Annotated in this window: 20 protein-coding genes; 10 read left to right on the top strand and 10 right to left on the bottom strand. The window is 44.5% G+C overall.

Translation table 11 applies throughout. The features are described 5' to 3' along the window. Nucleotides 1–8 precede the first annotated feature (8 nt). Nucleotides 9–1,079, bottom strand: a complete 1,071-nt coding sequence (locus AC0OMA_RS20355) for an SDR family oxidoreductase (RefSeq protein WP_474222392.1) — start codon at nucleotides 1,077–1,079, stop codon at nucleotides 9–11. 131 nt (nucleotides 1,080–1,210) lie between these two features. Between AC0OMA_RS20355 and yxaF the strand changes: the two genes are divergently transcribed. The 3 genes from yxaF (at nucleotide 1,211) to AC0OMA_RS20340 (ending at nucleotide 4,209) form a co-directional block, all read left to right on the top strand. After that, complete coding sequence (gene yxaF / locus AC0OMA_RS20350) at nucleotides 1,211–1,786, top strand: transcriptional regulator YxaF (protein WP_015385135.1); 576 nt, start codon at nucleotides 1,211–1,213, stop codon at nucleotides 1,784–1,786. A 93-nt stretch (nucleotides 1,787–1,879) separates the two neighbouring features. Next, on the top strand, nucleotides 1,880–2,893 hold the full coding sequence (gene qdoI, locus AC0OMA_RS20345; protein ID WP_474222391.1) for a quercetin 2,3-dioxygenase: 1,014 nt from the start codon (nucleotides 1,880–1,882) through the stop codon (nucleotides 2,891–2,893). Nucleotides 2,894–3,000: 107 nt separating this feature from the next. Further along, on the top strand, nucleotides 3,001–4,209 hold the full coding sequence (locus tag AC0OMA_RS20340) for a DUF418 domain-containing protein (RefSeq protein WP_474222390.1): 1,209 nt from the start codon (nucleotides 3,001–3,003) through the stop codon (nucleotides 4,207–4,209). A gap of 29 nt (nucleotides 4,210–4,238) precedes the next feature. On the opposite strand, the gene AC0OMA_RS20335 is transcribed toward AC0OMA_RS20340, so the two are convergent. Next, nucleotides 4,239–4,694, bottom strand: coding sequence for an RDD family protein (locus AC0OMA_RS20335; protein WP_181220342.1), 456 nt, complete (start codon nucleotides 4,692–4,694; stop codon nucleotides 4,239–4,241). A 238-nt stretch (nucleotides 4,695–4,932) separates the two neighbouring features. Here AC0OMA_RS20335 and AC0OMA_RS20330 point away from each other — a divergent pair, with 238 nt between their 5' ends. Together AC0OMA_RS20330 and AC0OMA_RS20325 are read left to right on the top strand one after the other, a co-directional pair. Then, nucleotides 4,933–5,376, top strand: a complete 444-nt coding sequence (locus AC0OMA_RS20330; RefSeq protein ID WP_474222454.1) for a DUF5391 family protein — start codon at nucleotides 4,933–4,935, stop codon at nucleotides 5,374–5,376. 100 nt (nucleotides 5,377–5,476) lie between these two features. Beyond that, nucleotides 5,477–6,709 carry an outer membrane protein assembly factor BamB family protein gene (locus AC0OMA_RS20325; RefSeq protein WP_144453139.1) on the top strand — a complete coding sequence of 411 codons (1,233 nt, stop codon included), beginning with the start codon at nucleotides 5,477–5,479 and terminating at the stop codon, nucleotides 6,707–6,709. 43 nt (nucleotides 6,710–6,752) lie between these two features. Here the strand turns inward: AC0OMA_RS20325 and AC0OMA_RS20320 are convergent, their stop codons facing one another. Further along, entirely contained in the window at nucleotides 6,753–7,220 is a 468-nt protein-coding gene (locus AC0OMA_RS20320) for an RDD family protein (RefSeq protein WP_474222389.1), read from the bottom strand. 188 nt (nucleotides 7,221–7,408) lie between these two features. Then, entirely contained in the window at nucleotides 7,409–8,746 is a 1,338-nt protein-coding gene (locus AC0OMA_RS20315; protein ID WP_474222388.1) for an aldehyde dehydrogenase family protein, read from the bottom strand. A gap of 142 nt (nucleotides 8,747–8,888) precedes the next feature. Between AC0OMA_RS20315 and AC0OMA_RS20310 the strand changes: the two genes are divergently transcribed. After that, nucleotides 8,889–10,031 carry a TetR/AcrR family transcriptional regulator gene (locus AC0OMA_RS20310; RefSeq protein ID WP_181220338.1) on the top strand — a complete coding sequence of 381 codons (1,143 nt, stop codon included), beginning with the start codon at nucleotides 8,889–8,891 and terminating at the stop codon, nucleotides 10,029–10,031. A gap of 50 nt (nucleotides 10,032–10,081) precedes the next feature. On the opposite strand, the gene AC0OMA_RS20305 is transcribed toward AC0OMA_RS20310, so the two are convergent. After that, nucleotides 10,082–10,882, bottom strand: a complete 801-nt coding sequence (locus tag AC0OMA_RS20305) for an SDR family oxidoreductase (RefSeq protein WP_322839940.1) — start codon at nucleotides 10,880–10,882, stop codon at nucleotides 10,082–10,084. Nucleotides 10,883–10,998: 116 nt separating this feature from the next. Between AC0OMA_RS20305 and AC0OMA_RS20300 the strand changes: the two genes are divergently transcribed. Both AC0OMA_RS20300 and htpG read left to right on the top strand, forming a co-directional pair. Then, nucleotides 10,999–11,250 carry a hypothetical protein gene (locus AC0OMA_RS20300; RefSeq protein WP_014481429.1) on the top strand — a complete coding sequence of 84 codons (252 nt, stop codon included), beginning with the start codon at nucleotides 10,999–11,001 and terminating at the stop codon, nucleotides 11,248–11,250. Nucleotides 11,251–11,417: 167 nt separating this feature from the next. Continuing rightward, nucleotides 11,418–13,298 (top strand): molecular chaperone HtpG, encoded by a 1,881-nt coding sequence (gene htpG / locus AC0OMA_RS20295; protein ID WP_322839941.1) that lies wholly within the window; start codon nucleotides 11,418–11,420, stop codon nucleotides 13,296–13,298. 42 nt (nucleotides 13,299–13,340) lie between these two features. Here the strand turns inward: htpG and AC0OMA_RS20290 are convergent, their stop codons facing one another. The 5 genes from AC0OMA_RS20290 to iolR form a co-directional block, all read right to left on the bottom strand. After that, complete coding sequence (locus tag AC0OMA_RS20290; RefSeq protein ID WP_015385124.1) at nucleotides 13,341–14,726, bottom strand: sugar porter family MFS transporter; 1,386 nt, start codon at nucleotides 14,724–14,726, stop codon at nucleotides 13,341–13,343. A gap of 237 nt (nucleotides 14,727–14,963) precedes the next feature. Beyond that, complete coding sequence (locus AC0OMA_RS20285) at nucleotides 14,964–15,272, bottom strand: YxcD family protein (RefSeq protein WP_003227046.1); 309 nt, start codon at nucleotides 15,270–15,272, stop codon at nucleotides 14,964–14,966. A gap of 3 nt (nucleotides 15,273–15,275) precedes the next feature. Further along, nucleotides 15,276–15,926: a hypothetical protein gene (locus AC0OMA_RS20280; RefSeq protein WP_474222387.1), complete on the bottom strand. Its 651-nt coding sequence runs from the start codon at nucleotides 15,924–15,926 to the stop codon at nucleotides 15,276–15,278. 261 nt (nucleotides 15,927–16,187) lie between these two features. Next, nucleotides 16,188–17,120 (bottom strand): aldo/keto reductase, encoded by a 933-nt coding sequence (locus AC0OMA_RS20275; protein ID WP_474222386.1) that lies wholly within the window; start codon nucleotides 17,118–17,120, stop codon nucleotides 16,188–16,190. A 53-nt stretch (nucleotides 17,121–17,173) separates the two neighbouring features. Then, nucleotides 17,174–17,929 (bottom strand): myo-inositol utilization transcriptional regulator IolR, encoded by a 756-nt coding sequence (gene iolR, locus AC0OMA_RS20270; RefSeq protein ID WP_327830213.1) that lies wholly within the window; start codon nucleotides 17,927–17,929, stop codon nucleotides 17,174–17,176. 416 nt (nucleotides 17,930–18,345) lie between these two features. Between iolR and iolA the strand changes: the two genes are divergently transcribed. Both iolA and iolB read left to right on the top strand, forming a co-directional pair. Next, complete coding sequence (gene iolA / locus AC0OMA_RS20265; protein ID WP_151869948.1) at nucleotides 18,346–19,809, top strand: methylmalonate-semialdehyde dehydrogenase; 1,464 nt, start codon at nucleotides 18,346–18,348, stop codon at nucleotides 19,807–19,809. Between the two features lie 74 nt (nucleotides 19,810–19,883). After that, nucleotides 19,884–20,699: a 5-deoxy-glucuronate isomerase gene (gene iolB / locus AC0OMA_RS20260; protein ID WP_014478486.1), complete on the top strand. Its 816-nt coding sequence runs from the start codon at nucleotides 19,884–19,886 to the stop codon at nucleotides 20,697–20,699. Nucleotides 20,700–20,709 lie beyond the last annotated feature (10 nt).

Genomic DNA, 20,709 nt, shown 5'->3' with positions numbered 1-20,709 from the left:
GTCAGAGATTATCTGCATCGTTTGGCGGCAGCCCAAGCCACTAGTCCGGCAACAACAGCAGCCGATACAATGGGGCGCTTCGTTGCTTTATTGTAATAGCTTCTAGACCGCATCCATCCTTTATTTGTGCCTCTGTCATGCATACCGCAGCCCGCACCATAAAGAGCGCTTTCTTCTCGCGGTTTGGACGGTCTTTCGGCATGCTGGCTGTGATACATGATTTTTTCCATCAGTCTGTCGGTCAGACGAGGGAAAAGCGCACCCAGCATGGCGATGGCTTTGGCCTGTGAGCCGATGTACATGTCGCGCTTAGGGTGTTCGGCAGCAAACAGGATAGCTTCGGCGACCGCTTCCGGCGGATAGATCATGGAGCGGTAATGAGCCGGCTGTTTGTCGAGGTAGCTGTGCGCATGCTCGTTATAAGGTGTGTCAATTCTGCCGGGGTGGATGAGCGTTACCGACACGGGCGCCTGTTCCTTTTCGAGCTCCATTCGGATGCTTTCCGTCCAGCCGTGAAGCGCAAATTTGGCAGACGCATATGTGGATTGAATGACTGTTCCCCTGTCTCCGAACAGGCTTCCTACATTAATGAGTGCGCCCGGCACACCTTTGCCGGTGTAGTGTTTGACAGCCGCTCTTGTTCCGTAAACAGGTCCCCAGAAATTTGTGTCGAACATGCGCTTCATGTCTTCAACGGTGACGTCCATGGCATGTCCGAAAGTCGAGACGGCCGCATTGTTGACCCATGTGTCAAAGCGGCCGAATGTGCTGATCGCGGTTTCTGCGATGCGGTTGACGTCCTCTTCTTTTCCGACATCCGCCTTTACCCATATGGCGTCGTGCCCTTTTTCCTTAAGTTCATCAGTGAGCTCCTTCAGCGCGTCTTCATTTCGCGCTGCTGCCACGACCTTTGCGCCTTTTTCTGATGCCATACGTGCCGTGACAAGTCCGATTCCGCTTGAAGCGCCGGTAATGACGATCACCTGATCCTTAAGCTTTTTCAGTTTGAGCTTTGTTTTTATGGCGGGGTTTTGTCGTTCAAGCTGTTCTGTATTCGTGACTGAATGATCGATTGTCATTGAGAGATCCCTCCTAGACGCTGTTTTTGTACATTTACCCCATCCGGAAGGGTCTTACCCCTTTTGACAATCACAGGGTTCTTTTTTATATTATATAAGTCGCTCTACCATACCTAGGAGGGAATGTTTTAATGACTAGCAGAGGAGATTCACGTGAAAAAATCCTTCACACGGCGTCACGTCTGTTCCAGCTGCAAGGATATCACGCGACAGGTTTGAACCAGATTGTAAAAGAAAGCGGTGCTCCTAAGGGATCGCTTTATCACTTTTTTCCGAATGGCAAAGAAGAATTAGCAATTGAAGCGGTTACATATACAGGTAAGATCGTTGAACATGTGATACAGAAAAGCATGGATGAATCCTCTGATCCTGTTGAAGCAATTCAGCTTTTTATCAAAAAAACAGCCAGCCAATTTGACAACACAGAAAGCATTAAAGGTATTCCAGTCGGTTTGCTGGCGAGTGAGACAGCGTTAATCAGTGAACCGCTGCGGACGGTTTGCATGAAGGTGTTTAAAAGCTGGGAAGCGGTTTTTGCCAGAAAATTAATGGAAAACGGATTTGCAGAAGAAGAAGCAAATCAGCTTGGAACGCTGATTAATTCGATGATTGAGGGCGGCATCATGCTTTCGTTAACGAATAAAGACAAAACGCCCCTTCTTCTCATTGCCGAACAAATACCAGTGCTGGTGAGAAAAAAAGGGTAGCATTTTGTTATCCTTTCTCCTACAATTATATAGAACGGTCTAGTCAGATACAATACATTATATAGACTGGTCTAAATTGGAGGAAGCGATAATATGAAAACATTATGTACACATTCATTGCCTAAAGAAAAAATGCCTTATTTGCTCCGGAGCGGAGAAGGCGAGCGCTATCTGTTCGGCAGACAGGTTGCCACGGTGATGGCGAATGGGAGGAGCACAGGTGATTTATTTGAGATCGTGCTTCTTTCCGGGGGAAAAGGAGGTGCCTTTCCGCTTCATGTCCACAATGACACACATGAAGGGATTCTCGTTTTGGACGGGAAGCTTGAGCTGACACTTGATGGTGAACGCTATTTATTAATATCAGGTGATTATGCGAACATTCCGGCGGGAACACCGCACAGCTACCGGATGCAGAGCCACAGAACAAGACTGGTATCTTACACGATGAAAGGAAACGTAGCGCACTTGTATTCCGTTATTGGGAATCCGTATGATCACGCTGAACATCCGCCGTACGCAAGCGAAGAAGTCTCAAACGAGCGATTTGCAGAAGCAGCCGCTGTAGCGGACATTGTATTTCTAGATGAAGGAAAGCCTGCATGTTCGGCCAAATTAGCGGAACTTACAGAGCTGCCAGATGGAGCGGTTCCATACGTTCTTGAATCTGGAGAAGGAGATCGCCTGTTGACTGGAGATCAGCTTCACCGCATTGTGGCTGCACAAAAAAATACAGATGGCCAGTTTATCGTCGTATCGTCTGAAGGCCCTAAAGGTGACCGAATCGTTGATCACTACCATGAACATCATACAGAAACATTTTATTGCCTTGAAGGTCAGATGACGATGTGGGCAGATGGCCAGGAAATTCAGCTGAATCCGGGAGATTTCCTGCATGTCCCTGCAAATACCGTTCACTCCTATCGCCTTGATTCTCACTATACAAAGATGGTGGGCGTATTGGTTCCTGGTTTATTTGAACCGTTTTTCCGGACGTTAGGCGACCCGTATGAAGGCCACATCTTCCCATGTGAGCCTCAGGCTTTGCGCTTTGATCGCGTTTTGCAGAATATCGACGCATTAGATTTAAAGGTGATGAAACCATAAAGATGACAAGATTGTAAGGTTTTCATGCCGGCCTGACACCTAAATCGATGTTTCCGCGCTTCCTTTTTTCATACCCTTAAGGTACAGAAAAAAGGAGCGTGATGGCTATGTCTTCATTACAGCCGACTCTAACAAATGAGCGGATCGGTGTGCTTGATGTGCTGAGAGGAATGGCGATTTTCGGCATCTTATTTGTCAATCTGGCACATTTCAGTTATCCGGATATGTATTTGTCTATGCTTGGAAAAGAGAATTTTTTCATGGATAAGTGGTCTGAAGCTGATTTTGCCGCCGCAGACATACTGAAATTCTTCATTCAAACAAAATGTATTTTATTGTTTTCCTTTTTATTTGGATTTGGCATGGTTGTCATGATGGAGAGAGCAAAAAACAAAGGGAAACGGTTTGTTCCGTTATATGTGAGAAGGTTAATGGCGCTTCTCTTGTTTGGAACGATTCATGCCTTTTTGATATGGGACGGGGATATTTTAACAGAATATGCCCTGCTCGGTTTTGTCCTGCTCTTGTTTCGAAAAGCAAAGCCGAAAACACTGCTGATATGGGCGGTCTCTTTGTATCTTCTGTTTTCCATTCCGTTCATGTTGACAAGTTTTGATCAATCAAACGGACAGGAATGGGTACAAGCGGTAACACAGCAGGCAAAACAAGCGATTCATGTTTATGGAAGCGGCAGCCTGAAGGATATTGCAGAACAGCGGATCCACGACCGTCTTGTTTACATGTCTTCGAATGGCATGCTTACGTATAATCCGCTCAATTTCTTCTTTGCATCTATTCCATATTTCAGCATGTTTTTGCTGGGAGCTGCGGCAGCAAAATCAAGGTATTTGCATGAACCGGAAAAGCATCGCAAAGGATTAAAACGATTATGGATGGCCGGGCTTGTCATCGGCATCGGCGCCCAGGTGCTGTACGGTGTAACGGATAAAGAAATATGTTTGCTGATTGGCGCGCCTTTCCTCATGTTTTTCTATGTTACAACGGTTGTCTATCTTTATCATAAAACAAGAGTGAGAACAGTGCTGCAATCATTCTCCGCTGTTGGGAGGATGGCATTTACCAATTATCTGATGCAGTCTATTGTATGTACTTGGATTTTTTATCATTACGGCTTGGGCCTGTATGGAAAAGTGTACCCTGCTGCCGGTGTGCTCATTACACTTGCTGTTTGTGCTGTTCAAATAGTCTTCAGCCACCTTTGGCTTCGTGTCTTTCGGATGGGGCCGTTTGAGTGGCTGTGGAGAAGCGCTACGTATCTGTCGTGGCAGCCTATTGTAAAGAAAACAAAAGTCTAGATGCCTATTGGCGTCTAGACTTTTTTCTATTATTTATACACGACACGTGTTTTGCAAATGATGTCATGCAGGCCTTTTTTCTCTCCAAAGGCGATCATGATAAACCCGATATAAAAGATGATTCCTGATAAGATATAGGCAAAGTAACGGCCAATTGCCTGTCCGACAGAAACCCGTTCACCTTGTTCATTGACCACTTTCAGGCCAAGAATTTTTTTGCCAAGTGTGCCTTGCATTTTAGAAGCTGTGAGCAGCCCGTAATATAACACACTGATGACGATCATGATTAGCATTGTAGGCAAAAATGCAAGCGTCATGTATTTCACTAAATACTCTTCTTCCGTCATGTAAGGGTTTGTTGCCACAGCCCCAGCTACAAAAACAGAATTGATCATAAATAGAATAATATAACTAGGAACAGATACAATAATGCCGTCAATAAAATAAGCTAAAAAACGAATCCAAAATCCTGCTGGTTTTTCCATGTATTTTTCTCTCTCCTTTGAATGAATCTGGAATAGTATACTTTGAAAAAGAAGTACATGCAATATGGTATGGTGATAAAATCCTGATATTACAGAAAAATGAGTCTTTTATCCTCTGTTTTTTACTATATAAATATACTAGAAAGAATCACATCATTTGTGTATGTTCTGGATTTTTTAAAAAAATATAATGAATATAACATTCAACTTACTTATAATAAAAAAGGTTAATATTTCTATTAAAGGAGGAGTTAGATGTCTAAAAAAAAATAGCGTGGCGATCATGACAACCATTTCTGCGTTTCTTTTTTGCGCCGTGATTGTGGCGGCTTCACTTTCGCCGCTGGCCGGAACGGGAGCGGCGGCCAATCAGTTTAATTCAGCTGGCATGTGGTCAGCTGTCGGTATGATCCTTGTATTGTATTTCATTCCATTTCTCGTTTATATGCTCGGAGTCGATGCAATGAGGTATGTCATGGCGGTGCTTTGCGGCTTCGGGCTTTTGATTCATTTGTCTTCGGCCGGTTTTATCTTGATGTTTAGTTTCTTTAGTGACCATCTGCTTTCTGAGGTGATCTTTGTTTTCGGAATTAGTCTCGCTGCGGCTGCTGTCAATGTCATTTGGTTTGTGGCTGCATTTCGGCAGGGTGCTGAAAAAACGTCCGTGAATACTCTTACATAGTTTTCTAGTTTATGATGTTTTTGTGAAATAGATTTATAAAATGGGTGAATATGTTATGATGGTCACAAATTAGAAGTTACATATAATGGGGGTCTCAATGATGGTCAAGTCATTTCGTATGAAAGCTTTGATTGCGGGAGCTGCGGTGGCGGCGGCTGTTTCGGCCGGCGCTGTTTCTGATGTGCCCGCTGCCAAAGTGCTTCAGCCGACAGCTGCTTATGCGGCGGAAACGGTGTTTTCTCAAAATAATGGAGCATCTGGCTTTTTGACAGGAAGATATGATGTACAAGCGATGGCACCTGCCATGTTTAACTGGTCACGCGAAAGCCGGTTCGCCGGAAATACAGACGGGACGCTGAAATGGCAAAACGACATCAGGACGACTCCACAGAATGGAGCGGGGGCTGTGATTGACGGAGACGGCACAGTATATCTTCATTCCAGAGACGGGGAAATGAAAGCCTTTAATCCAGACGGCTCAGTCAAATGGGTGACCGGGAATCTTGGAAAAACATATACGCAATCTCCTGTACTTGGGACCAACGGCGTTATCTATTTGGCTTCCTATGACAAAAAGATTTATTTTATTGACAAAGAAACGGGAGAAATTTTAACAACGGTTCCGTTAAGCGGCGGGCCAAGCTCTGAAACGGTGATCGGTTCAGACGGGACGTTGTATTTCTCAACACTTGATAATTATGTTCATGCGATCAAACCGACGTCAAAATCAACCTGGACAGAGCGCTGGAAGTTGAAAACAAATGGTGTCGTCAGCTCTGTGCCGGTGCTTGCCAAAAACGGCACCGTGTATGTCGGCACATATAATTACGTGTTTTATGCGATCAACTCCGGAACCGGACAGGTCAAATGGTCCAGAACGACGTCAAATGCGTTTAAAGGATATCCGGTGATTGATAAGGACGGAAACATTTATGCCGGCAACCAAGATGGACAGCTGTATGCTTATACATCAACAGGCAGTTTGAAATGGACATTCCCGCTAAACGGGTTCTCCAGCTCATCTCCTGCGATTGATCATAATGGCAATATCTACATCGGATCAGGAAGCGGCGAGCTGTTTTCCATCAGCAAAAACGGGGATATGAACTGGTCATTCTATACAGACGGCCCTGTCAGAACGGCGCCGCTGATTGACGCGAAGGGAACGGTTTATTTCGGGTCAGATGATATGAAGGTTTATGCGGCAGACGCAAACGGCAATGAATTATGGAGCTATCAAACCGACAGCAACGTCGTGTCATCTCCGCAGCTTGCTGAGGACGGAACGCTTTATATTGGAAGTTATACGAAGCTGATGGCTTTTGGGAAATAGTAAAACAGGCTGGCGAGGTTAACTCGGCAGCCTGTTTTTTTGATCAATCAAGATATTTATTTTTATAGACAACCTTTGTCCCGCAAATATAATCATGTAATGCCAGTTTAGAGGGAAAGGCCGCCATGATAAAACCGATATATAAGATCTTAGATAATGTGTAAGCGAAGAAACGGCCGAAGCTGTGCCAAAAAGAAATACGCTCGCTAAACTGATTGACAACGATGATGCCCATGAGTTTTTTTCCAAATGTTGCCTGCATGTTTGAGGAAGTCAGCAAGCTATAGTAAAGAATAGCGAAAATAAATATGATGGCCAAAACAGGGATTGTGCCAATGATCAACATGAAAAACTCATATCGGGCTTCTGACATGTGTGTGCCTGCTGCATCAATGAGTGGCAACACAATGAAGGTGTTAATGAAAATCATAATGAAAGAGAATATAGCTATAATAAATACATCAATAATAGAGGCGGCTACCCGAATCCAAAATCCTGCTGGTTTTTCCATGTATAATATTCTCTCATTTGAATTTTTCTGGGAAATTATATGTTAGAGGCTGCAGGGTTTCAATGAGATAGACTAGAGGAATCTGGTTTCGTAGTGAAAATGGTATTTTATCACTTTTAATCTCTTTATTTAGGTGATATAAAGATAAAAAAGAACCTGCAAGATGATGCAGATTCTCTTCATTACGATTATTTAGAGGCTTGAATAAAGACACCCTTCTCATGAGAAAACTCTTTGAATCCGTATACCCCATGATAGGAGCCGATTCCGCTTGTGTTGACGCCGCCGAATGGCAGGTTGACGTCACTGAAATGGACGACGACATCATTGATGGCGGCATTTCCTGATGTCGTGTGCTGAAGGACGTTGTCAATCAGGTCTTGGTTTTGGCTGAATACATAAAGCGCAAGCGGTTTATCGTGATCATTTACGTAATCGATGACCTCGTCGATGTCTTCATAATTCATCATCGGCAGGATTGGTGCGAAGATTTCCTCCTGCATGATTTTCATATCAGGCGTGACGTTTTTCAAAACGGTTGGCGAGATCGTGCGGTCGCTGACATCAAATACGCCGCCGAACACCACTTCCGCCCCTTTTTTGATGGCATCGTCGAACAAATCTTTGACGCGGTTGAAGTTGCGGTCATTGACGATCTGCGTAAATTTGCTGCGGTCTGGGGTATGATCATCCTCCATAAATCCTGCGTTAACGATTGTTTGTAAAATCCCCGCGAACCTGTCCTGAACGTCTTTTTTAATGAACAGGTAATCAGGTGCGATGCAGGTTTGGCCGGCGTTTACGAATTTCCCGACGGCGATCTTTTTCGCTGCGTCCATCAGATCGTAATCGCTGTCGATAATCGTTGGGCTCTTGCCGCCAAGCTCAAGTGTGACAGATGCCAAGTGTTTGGCAGCCGCTGTCATGACGATTTTCCCGACATTTGTGCTTCCAGTGAAGAAAATGTGGTCGAACGGCTGATCAAGAAGCTCGGTTGCCACCTCAACCTCTCCTTCAAAAATCGCGACTTCTTTGTCATCAAAAGCGTCTCTTATCACTTTAGCGGCAATGTTGCTCGTGTTCATCGTGAAATCGGACAGCTTCACAATCGCGCTGTTTCCGGCTGCGAGAGAAGCGGCAAGCGGCGCCATCGTCAGCATAAACGGATAGTTCCACGGGCCGAGGATGAGTGTGACGCCTTTAGGCTCGTACATAAGAATTCCGTTTGCGTCAGGGCTTAACGATGAACCGACTTCTTTAGGCGCCATCCATTGTTCCAGGTTATTCATATTATCTCTGATCGCTTTTTTTGTTCCTTCGATTTCCGCTTTTTTGACCTCGTGATATGGTTTGCGGACGTCTTTGCGGATCGCTTCGATGATTTCTTCTTCATGGGCGATGACGGAATCTAAAAAGCGCTGAAGCTTCTTTCTGCGCTGTTCCGCTGTTGAAGCGCGCAAGGCTTTTTGCTGTTTTTTCTGAAGCTGAAAGACACGCTGGATGTCGTCCTTTACTTGCTGTTCCATTGTAAAATCCCCCTCATTTGCTTTCTTCTTTTCTCGGACCTATTATAAGGTGGTACCTTTTCTGTAAGAAAGACAACGGTGAACCATCTATACGTTACCGTACATATATCGAAGATCTGTCTAATGATTGGAGGTGTCTTTTGTGCCGGAATCTGCCGAAGCTCAAGTGAAAGAGGCGCTGCTGGCTTTATTGAAAGAAAGAGATATTCAACATATCACAATGAAAGAAATCGCTGAGAAGGCCAAAGTGAGCCGCGGATCGCTCTACCTTTATTATGAGGATAAGTTTTCAATCATTGAGGATGTGATCGAAGATATGAAGGAAGGACTGGGCAAAGCGCTTTTTGACGCCTTCAGTCATATGGATACCCTCCATTTGAACAAAAAACGGCAAACGGTGCATCCGACGCTGTCCTTTGTTCATGAGCATCGATCCTTTTTTTCTGTGATGATGAACAGAGGGCATTTCCATCGTTTTTTTAAGGATGTGTTTCAGCAGGATTTGCTGCTTGCTCCGATTCATGTGAATTTGACGCCGATCGAACGGGAAATTTACGGACATTACCGGGCCTTGTACACGTACGCGATTATCCTGTATTGGCTGAATGAGGATGCGGCCGCGACTCCGGAAGCTATCAGCCAAAAGGTATGGGAGCTTGTTTCTCAAAAGAGATTTTATTGGCTGTTTGGACAGGCTGTGCCAGGAGAGCGAGAGCAGGACAAGCAAATCGACAGGCGTGTGGTTCGAACGAGAGAGGCGCTCCAGAAGGCATTTCTGGACGTGCTGGCGGAGAAAAAAGACTACGCAGCCATCACGATTTCGGATATTACCCGGAAAAGCAATATCCGCCGCGCAACCTTTTATGATCACTATGCCAATAAAGAGGAATTGCTCCAAACCATGATACAGCGATCATGTGCGGAGATCATTGATCACCTGACGATTGCCTCCAGCCCGAATGAATTTTCCTTAAAGGAAGCGGAGAAAGCGCTCGCCAGTCTGCTTTCTGCTTTGTCAAAGATGCCCACTGTCCATTTTCTCAATCGGGAATGGGGTGTTCCTCATGTGATACCTGATATGTTCAAAGCGCTGGAATCGTTTTATCTGCATCAGCAAACTGGTATTCACGCAGAGAAAAAGCTTTATGCCCATTATGTATCCGCAATGATTATTGGGTTGCTTTTGTATCGGCTGGATGAAGGAAAGGCGCATCCGCCTGAAGTGCTGGCGAGGGAATTTTTGCAGTTTTTGGATGTGAAAAAGTATAAAGTTGTATTGCTTTGAAAGACAAAAAGAGAGGGACATCCCCTCTCTTATTTCGTTTCTTTCTTCCATTACTCATCAATCAGCATTTTCCCTGGCCATGTGTATGCCATGATGCCGCCGTCTGCGGTGATGTCCTCTCCTGTGACGTATGAGCTGTCGTCTGACGCGAGGAACAGGGCCACTGTCGCCATTTCCTTCGGCTGGCCGAGGCGGCCGAGCGGCGTGACCCATTTGTTGGCTTCGCGGAATTTCTCGCCCATTTCCTGTTCTTTGGTGCCTGCTAATTTGTCAATCAGCGGGGTTTCGATCGTACCCGGTGAAATGGAATTGACGCGGATGCCGTTCCGTGCGTAGTCGATCGCCATCGCTTTTGTCAGGTTGGTGATGCCGCCTTTTGCTGCGTTGTAGCCGGAGCGGTCAAGATCCGCGGCACGGCCTGACATGGAGGAGGTATTGATGATGGAGCCTCCTTTTTCGAGCATGAGCGGAATCAAATATTTGCTGCAAAGGAATGTGCCGCGCAGGTCGACAGCGATAATGCGGTCAAACAGGTCAACCGGATATTCGTGCACCTTTCCGCCTTCCTGATCAACGCCGGCATTATTAAACAGAATATCAATCGTTCCGCATGCATCCTTGATTTGATCAGCAAATGCTTTCACACTGTTTTCATCTGACACATCGAGGTGAAAGGATTCGGCCTGTCCTCCGTTTTTTCTGATTGCGTCAACTGTTTCTTCCATTTGATCTTTATTGATATCTCCGATGATCACACGCGCGCCTTCATTGGCAAAAACCTCTGCCGTCGCTTGCCCAATGCCTGTCGCGGCGCCTGTGATCACTGCTGTTTTGTTTTCAAGTCTTCCCATGATACGAGACCTCCTTTTTCTATTTGTCTTCCCGCTATGTGCAGTGATAAACATGCGAGAAAAGAAAGGCCAGCATATGTTAAGATGAATTAGAAATTGTTGGGAGGTTTGCATGTTTGAAGGTACAGCATAAGAAGGAGCTCAAGTTTTATTGCTTCATTACCATTCCATCTGCATTTGTTGTGCTGACTGTCATCTCTTTTTTATTACAAGAGATTACGTTTCCGGTGACTGCAAGCGCATTTCTGAATGCTTCATGGCATAATCTATTGTTTTTGATACCGTTCGGTTTGTTTTTCTACCCGGTGCATATATGGATGAAGCGGGAGTTTGGCCGCTGGAATGACACAGAAAAAAAGAGAGGATGATGAAGCCTCTCTTTTTTATGAGAATGCGTGAGAAAAAGAGTGAAAACAAATCCAACTAATGTTAAATTTACATATATATGCATCTATCAATCTAATTGACAATTGTCATCTTATGTGATAAATAGATGCTGAAAAGGGTTTACATAATGGTAAAGGAGCGATCAAGAGTGGCGAAAAAAGAGTTTAAAGCAGAGTCTAAACGCTTGCTGGATATGATGATTAACTCCATTTATACCCAAAAAGAAATTTTCCTGCGCGAGTTAATCTCCAATTCAAGTGATGCGATTGACAAAATCTATTACAAAGCGCTTACGGACGATGCGCTTACGTTTGATAAAGATAGTTACTACATAAAGGTCGCAGCTGACAAAGATGCGAGAACATTAACCATCTCTGATACGGGGATCGGAATGACAAAGGATGAGCTTGAACAGCACCTTGGAACAATTGCAAAAAGCGGTTCCCTCGCGTTTAAAAAGGAAAACGAGCTGAAAGACGGACATGACATTATCGGGCAGTTCGGTGTCGGTTTTTACGCGGCATTTATGGTTGCCGATGTCGTGACAGTCATCAGTAAAGCGCTTGGCAGCGAAGAGGCTTATAAATGGGAGTCTGCGGGTGCAGACGGCTATACGATTGAACCGTGTGAAAAGGATTCTGTCGGTACAGACATTATCCTGAAAATCAAAGAGAACACAGAAGATGACAGCTATGACGAGTTTTTAGAGGAATATCGTTTAAAAGCGATTATCAAGAAATACTCCGACTTCATTCGCTACCCGATCAAAATGGATACAACCATTAATAAGCCGAAGGAAGGCAGCGAAAATGAATTTGAAGAGGTGCAGGAAGAGCAGACGGTCAACAGCATGGTGCCGATCTGGAGAAAAAACAAAAGCGAGCTGACAGATGAGGATTATGAAACATTCTATGCTGAAAAGCATTACGGGTTTGATAAACCGCTCACGCACGTTCATATCAGTGTGGATGGAGCCGTTCGCTACAACGCGATTCTATTCGTCCCTGAAAACATGCCGTTTGACTACTATTCCAAGGAATATGAGAAAGGCTTGGAGCTGTATTCCAATGGTGTGCTTATCATGAATAAGTGCGCAGACCTGCTACCGGACCACTTCAGCTTTGTGAAGGGCATGGTCGATTCTGAGGATCTGTCGCTGAATATTTCCAGAGAAATGCTGCAGCATGACCGCCAGCTGAAGCTGATCGCGAAAAACATCAGCAAGAAAATCAAAAGCGAGCTGCAAAGCCTGTTGAAAAAAGACCGGGAGAAATACGAGACGTTCTACAAGTCGTTCGGCAGACAGCTGAAATTCGGCGTGTACAATGATTTTGGCGCGAATAAGGATCAATTGAAGGATCTCCTATTATTCTACTCTTCAAAAGAGAAAAAACTGGTCAGCTTAGACGAGTATGTTTCCAGAATGCCAGAGGAGCAGAAATTCATTTATTACGCGACCGGTGATTCTTACGACCGCATTGAGAAACTGCCGCAAACGGAAATGGTGGCGGACAAAGGCTATGAAATCCTCTACTTTACTGAGGACATCGATGAGTTTGCAATTAAAATGCTGGCTCCTTATCAGGAAAAAGAATTCAAGTCCGTATCAAGCGGAGACCTTGGCATAGACACGGATGAGGATCAAAAGCAGTCCGAGGAAGAGGAAAGCAAGTATAAGGATCTGTTTGAGGAAATGAAAAACATTCTGTCAGACAAAGTGAAAAACGTCAGAATCTCAAAACGGCTTAAATCACATCCAGTCTGCCTTGCTGCTGACGGCGAAGTGACAATTGAGATGGAAAAAATCTTAAACGCGATGCCTGACAGCCAAAATGTGAAGGCGGAAAAAGTGCTGGAAATCAACCCAAATCACGAGGTATTCCAAACGCTGCAGGACGCGTTTGAACAAGATAAAGAGAAGCTGAGCCTGTACACAAACCTTCTGTACAATCAGGCGCTTCTCATCGAAGGCCTGCCGATTCAGGACCCTGTGGAATTTACGAACAATATTTGCAAGGTCATGGTGTAAACAGAAAAAGGAATCGTCCCATAAGGAGACGATTCCTTTTTTTTATAAAGTACGCTCATTCAGCACTTGGTTTTGGGTGCTTTTCTTCTTTTTAAACCGTTTTTTCAGGCTTGCTTCAATTTCCTCCAAGCTTTTCCCTTTGGTTTCCGGTACCATGTAGAACGCGAAGAAAAATGAGAGAAGACAAATGACTGAGAAAACCATAAAGACCCATGCGATGCCCATCGCGCTTAGCATCAGCGGGAAGACAAGCGACACGATCAGGTTAGCCGCCGATAACACCAAAGTCGTGAACCCTGTCGCGGCTCCGCGTGCTTTGGACGGGAAGAGCTCAGGCATGAGCACCCACACTACCGGACCCCATGTCGCCTGGTAAAAGACGATATAGACACCTAGAAAGACTACTGTCATCCACGCTGTTGATGCGGAAAGTCCGAGCGTTAGGAGCACGCCTGATAAAGCAGCAAGGCTCAGTGTGATGCCGACACTTCCCCAGATCAGAAGTTTTTTGCGGCCGACACGGTCAATTAAGATCATGGCAGTGATACACATGATGACGTTGAGGATGCCGATCCCCATTGTGCCGAGCGCCGAAGCTGATGTGCCAAGACCGGCCTTCGTAAAAATGGTTGGCGCGTAGTAGATGACCGTGTTAATGCCGACCGCCTGCTGGAAAATGGCAAGGCCGACGCCAATCAGAAGCATGGGGCGAATCCATTTGGCTTTCAGCACGCTGAGTGTCGTTTCTTTTTTCTCCGCTTCCCCTTGCTTCATCTCTGCCAATTCCATTTCGATGTCTTTGGGGTCATGAGTGATGTTCATGATGCGTCTCGCTTCTTCTTCACGGCCGCGCTTCACGAGCCATCTTGGCGATTCCGGCATGAACGCAATGCCGATTAATAGAAGTACGGCAGGCACTGCGGCCAGACCGACCATCCAGCGCCACGCTTCAAACGGTGTGAACAGGTAGTTAACGATATAGGCGAGCAAAATCCCGGTGACAATCATTAAGTTGTTCATTGTGCCGAGTGTCCCGCGAATTTTCGTCGGTGCCATTTCGGAAAGATACACGGGCACAAGTGCCGTTGAACCGCCGACGGCCAACCCGAGTATCACCCTTGATGCAATCAGCATGCCGATTGTTTGCGAAAATGCGCAAGCGAGCGCACCGATAATAAAAATGATGGAAAGGACAAATACAACCTTTCTCCTGCCCCAGCGGTCTGAGCATGTGCCGCTCAAGGCAGAACCGAAAATCGCGCCAAGGAGCAGCATGCTGACAACCAATCCTTCTGTCAATGTCGTTAAAGGAATATCGTTATTGATAAACAGGAGTGCTCCGGAGATAACACCTGTATCGTAACCATATAGCAGTCCCCCTAAAGCGCCGAAAAAGTAGATCATATATTTCCTTGTGTCTTTCTTCACAAATGTCTCCTCCTCAGTTGTTGAGCCAATGAGTATCTAAAATGTATAACAAAGTTAATAGATTAGTACCCATTTCCTATCTCATTTGAAACATTTGTTTTGAACAAACGGAAACGTTAAAGCCAAAAGAGATGATCACAGATCCGCTGAGTTTAGGAAAAACGAAATAACTTTATGCTCAGAGAAACCATTATAAAAAACCTTACCCGCGTGGAGTAAGGTTTGATTAAGACATTTTTATTCTTCTGCTTCGTTGACGAAAACCAAGGCGGAGAAGCCTTTTTTCTTATCAAATTGCAATTCAACGACGGTAACGTCCGGATTGAAGTTGTGGTATTCCTCTAAGAACTGAATAATGCCTTCTGAAATGTCATCTGACATAAGCTGCTTGTGGTGCAGGCCAAATGTGGCTTCAGCGAAGAACCCTGTACGCTTGTTGTACGATAGTTCTTTTACTTCAACGTCTTCAGGGTAGATATCTTCTTCATTGGAAATATACACGCAAATTCCGTCTACAATTTCTTGCTCATTTAATATTAATCTCATTGCCTAAAATCTCCTTCTGTACGTCTTCGGTGCTTTAAATGCGCGAATCAATGCGATGACAATGATTAAAATAATGATTAAAGCGATGATATCCACGATCCAGGCAATGGGTGAAGCGCCATAAGAAACATAGCCGGGGCCTCCGACTGGATGATAGGTGTAACCCCACGGGTGCATCATGCTGATCATGAACATACCCATTGTAAATCCGCTATAATATCCAAACCATCCTGATGGCGCGAAACCTGCGTGATAGTAATGATTGACTGAAACATAACGTCCGCCAACATAAGCTTTAGACGTTTTTCCGCTGTATGTCTTTCCGGTTACTTTTGATGTAGCGCCGGAAAAGGTGCCTGACGATTTTTTAGAGCTTGATGAGCTTGCCTTTTCCGAAGGCTTCTTTTTAAGCGAAATCGATGATGATGAATCGTCAGACGTCTTGGATTTTTGGCTAGAAGAGCTTGATCCTGAGCTGTAGCTTGATTTCGGGCTTGATTTATAGCTTCCGCTGTATGACGAGCTTGAACTTCGGCTGCTGTAACTAGATGATGAGCGGCCGCTAAAGCTCTTTGCATGAGAAATCGTTGATGGCAGCAGTACACCTAAAGCAACGGTTACTGCAACTAAGGCTTTCACATATTTAAGTTTCATTCTGTTTCCTCCATAGACCATCGAAACGGTCCGCTATTCTGACCAGCAAATAAAAGAAGCTGGTTCAGCTTTATTTAATATGAGCTAGATGATATGAACGTTTCATACTTTTGCTTTCTCAATCACTTTCTTTCTGAGATAAACTACCTTTATTTTATCGGATTTATGGCTCATTTTGTAAGGTTTTGCTTCAAAATCAGTTGTTTAGGAATTTATCGCACAAAAAAACAGCCTTCTCCAATGGAGAAGGCTGTTTTCTTCTTATGCGAACAGCTTATCAATAAATGAAATATCCTCTTGAGAAAGCGTCACGTCGGCTGTTTTGATGTTATCAATCAGCTGATCGGCACGTTTTGCTCCCGGAATTAAAATATCAATTTCCGGTCTTGCTAAATACCAGGCCAATACGATGTGAGGGATATCCACGTTGTGTTTTTCGGCAATCGGAGCAAGCTTGTTGACCTTTCTGATATTTTTTTTGAAACGCTCGCCCTTGAAGTGTTCCTGTTCGTTTCGCAGGTCGCCTTCTGGGAACGTTGTATCTTCTGTATACTTTCCTGCCAATAAACCTGATACGAGCGGGAAGTAAGGGATAAATGAAATATTATGCTCCTTCGTATACGGGAAGAATGTTTTTTCTGCTTCACGGTTTAACAGGTTGTATTCGCCCTGCAATACATCTACCAAACCGTCTTTGTTTGCTTCTTTCAATTGCTCTAAAGAGAAGTTGGATACACCGATGGAGCGGATTTTTCCGGCTTTCTTCATCTCATTCAGCGCGTTAACGGCTTCATCCTTAGGCGTATGTTCGTCAGGGAAGTGAATGTAGAACAAATCGATATAATCGGTATTCAAGCGCTTCAGGCTTTCATCAACTGATTTTTTAAGAAATTCTGGTGAATTATCAAAGACAAAATCATTGCCTTGTTTTCTGTGAGCGGCTTTTGTCGCGATGACAACATCTTCACGGTTGAATTCACGCAGCACTTCACCAATTAATTCTTCGGAACGGCCGATCCCGTAAATGTAAGCGGTGTCTAACATTGTCACGCCATTACGGATCGCCTCGCGCACCAATTCTTTTCCGGTTTCTTCATTTAGGTTCGGGTAGAGGTTATGTCCTCCGACAGCATTTGTTCCTAATCCGATAGGGAATACCTGCAAGTCTGATTTTCCGAGCTTCGCTTTTTTCATGATCTGCCTCCTTGAATAAAATGGATGATAGACTCTCAACACTATTGTAAACGTTAGGCCAGATGAATGCCGATTTGATGCTCATTGCAGTACTGCGTGTACTCATCGTCTAATGACTGAGAGGTCACAATGCAATGCAGCCTGTCAAACGGCGCATACGTCAGAAGCGTTGATTTTCCGAATTTAGAATGGTCAGCCAATAGATACACTTCTTTTGCTTTTTCTGAAATCCTCTTTTTAATTTCATACTCCAGCAGATCCGAATTGGTCAATCCGTGTGTCAGCGTCGTTCCGGTAGCGGACATAAAGGCTTTGTTGATATTGTACTTATCAAGCATAGCCGGGTCGTCCATGCCGACAAAGGAGCGGGTTTTTCTCTTATAGTTGTTTCCGATAATGATTAAGTTGATATTCTTCAAAGCTGACGCCGCATTGATAATGTCTAAACTGTTGGTTAAGATGGTGACATTTTTGGCTGGATCAAGCGTATCAAGAATAGACTTTGTCGTCGTTCCTGAATCAATGAAGACCAAATCGTGATCTTCAATAAATCGGGAAGCATAATGGGCGATTTTTGTTTTTTCATCCTGGTGCTGAATGGTGCGATTTTCAAAAGGAACTAATGCGGTTTTTTCAATAGATGTTACGCCGCCGTATACTTTTTCAATCGCACCCTTTTCTGTTAGCTTGTTGATATCACGTCTGACTGTGTTTTTGGAGACATTGAACACCTGGCACAGCTCATCTAAGGAAACAGTGCCATGCGATAAAATGTACTCCTCCATTTCCTGAATCCGCATCAGTTTCATATAAAAAACTCCTTCTTGAATCTTTACGTAACATAAATATATAATAAAAACCAAAAGTTAATCAATAGTTGCTTAAAAAATGATAACATCGGTGTATATCTTTTGCAAGATTCGACGGCTTTCTCTTACCTCTCTTACTTGATTAAAAGATTAATATAATAAAAATAATGAAAAAATGTAGTGTTTATGATTGACTTATGGGTATTATGCGATTAGAATATAACCAAGAAATGACCAAAAAGTAACCTGTTGTACATGAAATGGTTGCTTGTATGTAAATATGCATCCGCCATTTATTTTTTTGGTTTTTTTGAAAGCGTTTAATTATTGGCTTGCTGAAAAGTGGATATTGATATGAATCTATCCTGAACCATCCATACAAGTGTATGTGTTTACTAATGAAGGAGGCAATAAGAATGGCAGAAATCAGAAAATTAAAAAACTACATCAACGGTGAATGGGTTGAAAGCAAAACAGATCAATATGAAGATGTCGTCAATCCGGCGACGAAAGAAGTACTATGCCAAGTGCCGATTTCTACAAAAGAGGATATTGATTACGCAGCGCAAACGGCTGCTGAAGCATTTAAAACATGGTCAAAGGTGGCGGTTCCGCGCCGTGCCAGAATTCTATTTAACTTCCAGCAGCTGCTGTCTCAGCATAAAGAAGAACTGGCTCATCTGATTACCATTGAAAACGGAAAAAACACAAAAGAAGCTTTAGGTGAAGTGGGACGCGGGATTGAAAACGTAGAGTTCGCCGCTGGAGCACCTTCCCTGATGATGGGTGACTCGCTTGCTTCCATCGCAACGGACGTTGAAGCGGCGAACTACCGTTACCCAATCGGAGTTGTCGGCGGAATCGCGCCATTCAACTTCCCGATGATGGTTCCTTGCTGGATGTTCCCGATGGCGATCGCGCTCGGCAACACATTTATTTTAAAGCCATCTGAGAGGACTCCGCTGTTAACAGAGAAATTGGTTGAGCTTTTTGAAAAAGCGGGCCTTCCGAAAGGGGTATTCAACGTCGTATACGGTGCGCATGACGTTGTAAACGGCATCCTTGAGCATCCCGAAATTAAAGCAATTTCATTTGTAGGCTCCAAGCCAGTAGGCGAATACGTCTACAAAAAAGGAAGCGAAAACTTAAAACGCGTTCAATCTCTGACTGGCGCGAAAAACCATACGATTGTCTTGAACGATGCGAATCTTGAAGACACGGTCACAAACATCGTTGGAGCTGCCTTCGGTTCTGCCGGTGAACGCTGCATGGCTTGTGCGGTTGTGACGGTTGAAGAAGGAATCGCTGATGATTTTATGGCGAAGCTGCAGGAAAAAGTGGCGGATATTAAAATCGGTAACGGCCTTGATGACGGCGTGTTCTTAGGACCGGTGATTCGCGAAGACAACAAGAAGCGCACGCTCAGCTATATCGAAAAAGGTCTTGAAGAAGGTGCCAGACTCGTATGTGACGGACGTGAAAATGTGTCTGACGACGGCTACTTTGTCGGTCCGACGATCTTTGACAATGTCACAACAGAGATGACGATCTGGAAAGATGAAATTTTCGCTCCGGTCTTATCTGTCATCCGTGTGAAAAACCTGAAAGAAGCGATTGAAATCGCCAATAAGTCTGAGTTTGCGAACGGCGCCTGCTTGTTCACATCCAACTCAAACGCAATCCGCTACTTCCGTGAAAACATTGATGCGGGAATGCTAGGCATCAACCTTGGGGTGCCGGCTCCAATGGCGTTCTTCCCATTCTCAGGCTGGAAATCTTCATTCTTTGGAACGCTGCATGCGAACGGAAAAGACAGCGTCGACTTCTATACACGTAAAAAAGTGGTAACGGCAAGATATCCGGCACCTGATTTCAACTAAACGACGAACAGCCGAACGGCGTCCATGTGCGCTGTTCGGACTCATTCTGCCAATAGAAAGAGGAGGGCTTCACTATGAGTTATTTGTTGCGTAAGCCGCAGTCGCATGAAGTATCTAATGGGGTCAAACTCGTGCACGAAGTAACGACATCCAACTCTGATCTCACTTATGTAGAGTTTAAAGTGTTAGATCTTGCATCAGGTTCAAGCTATACAGAAGAATTGAAAAAACAAGAAATCTGTATTGTGGCGGTAACGGGAAAAATTACAGTGACAGATCATGAGTCGACTTTTGAGAATATCGGCACGCGTGAAAGCGTATTTGAACGAAAACCGACAGACAGCGTCTATATGTCAAATGACCGTGCATTTGAGATCACAGCGGTCAGCGACGCAAGAGTGGCGCTTTGCTATTCTCCATCGGAAAAGCAGCTTCCGACAAAGCTGATCAAAGCGGAAGACAACGGAATTGAGCATCGCGGGCAATTTTCAAACAAACGTACTGTTCATAACATTCTTCCGGATTCAGACCCTTCAGCTAACAGTCTATTAGTAGTTGAAGTCTATACAGACAGCGGCAACTGGTCCAGCTACCCGCCTCACAAACATGATCAAGACAACTTGCCGGAAGAATCTTTCTTAGAAGAAACGTACTACCATGAGTTAGACCCGGGACAGGGTTTTGTGTTTCAGCGCGTATACACAGATGACCGTTCTATTGACGAGACAATGACTGTGGAAAATGAAAACGTTGTCATCGTTCCTGCGGGATACCACCCGGTAGGCGTTCCGGACGGATACACATCCTACTATTTAAATGTCATGGCAGGGCCGACGCGAAAATGGAAGTTTCATAACGACCCGGCGCATGAGTGGATTTTAGAACGCTAACAAGTGAGGA

Source organism: Bacillus sp. AMCV2 (assembly GCF_056033925.1).
This window is presented reverse-complemented; position numbering and strand designations above follow the sequence as displayed.

Bases quoted from the DNA above. Each gene is read 5' to 3' on its own strand.
- AC0OMA_RS20355 (WP_474222392.1), bottom strand. From the start codon at position 1,079: ATGACAATCGATCATTCAGTCACGAATACAGAACAGCTTGAACGACAA.
- yxaF (WP_015385135.1), top strand. From the start codon at position 1,211: ATGACTAGCAGAGGAGATTCACGTGAAAAAATCCTTCACACGGCGTCA.
- qdoI (WP_474222391.1), top strand. From the start codon at position 1,880: ATGAAAACATTATGTACACATTCATTGCCTAAAGAAAAAATGCCTTAT.
- AC0OMA_RS20340 (WP_474222390.1), top strand. From the start codon at position 3,001: ATGTCTTCATTACAGCCGACTCTAACAAATGAGCGGATCGGTGTGCTT.
- AC0OMA_RS20335 (WP_181220342.1), bottom strand. From the start codon at position 4,694: ATGGAAAAACCAGCAGGATTTTGGATTCGTTTTTTAGCTTATTTTATT.
- AC0OMA_RS20325 (WP_144453139.1), top strand. From the start codon at position 5,477: ATGGTCAAGTCATTTCGTATGAAAGCTTTGATTGCGGGAGCTGCGGTG.
- AC0OMA_RS20320 (WP_474222389.1), bottom strand. From the start codon at position 7,220: ATGGAAAAACCAGCAGGATTTTGGATTCGGGTAGCCGCCTCTATTATT.
- AC0OMA_RS20315 (WP_474222388.1), bottom strand. From the start codon at position 8,746: ATGGAACAGCAAGTAAAGGACGACATCCAGCGTGTCTTTCAGCTTCAG.
- AC0OMA_RS20305 (WP_322839940.1), bottom strand. From the start codon at position 10,882: ATGGGAAGACTTGAAAACAAAACAGCAGTGATCACAGGCGCCGCGACA.
- AC0OMA_RS20285 (WP_003227046.1), bottom strand. From the start codon at position 15,272: ATGAGATTAATATTAAATGAGCAAGAAATTGTAGACGGAATTTGCGTG.
- AC0OMA_RS20280 (WP_474222387.1), bottom strand. From the start codon at position 15,926: ATGAAACTTAAATATGTGAAAGCCTTAGTTGCAGTAACCGTTGCTTTA.
- AC0OMA_RS20275 (WP_474222386.1), bottom strand. From the start codon at position 17,120: ATGAAAAAAGCGAAGCTCGGAAAATCAGACTTGCAGGTATTCCCTATC.
- iolR (WP_327830213.1), bottom strand. From the start codon at position 17,929: ATGAAACTGATGCGGATTCAGGAAATGGAGGAGTACATTTTATCGCAT.
- iolA (WP_151869948.1), top strand. From the start codon at position 18,346: ATGGCAGAAATCAGAAAATTAAAAAACTACATCAACGGTGAATGGGTT.
- iolB (WP_014478486.1), top strand. From the start codon at position 19,884: ATGAGTTATTTGTTGCGTAAGCCGCAGTCGCATGAAGTATCTAATGGG.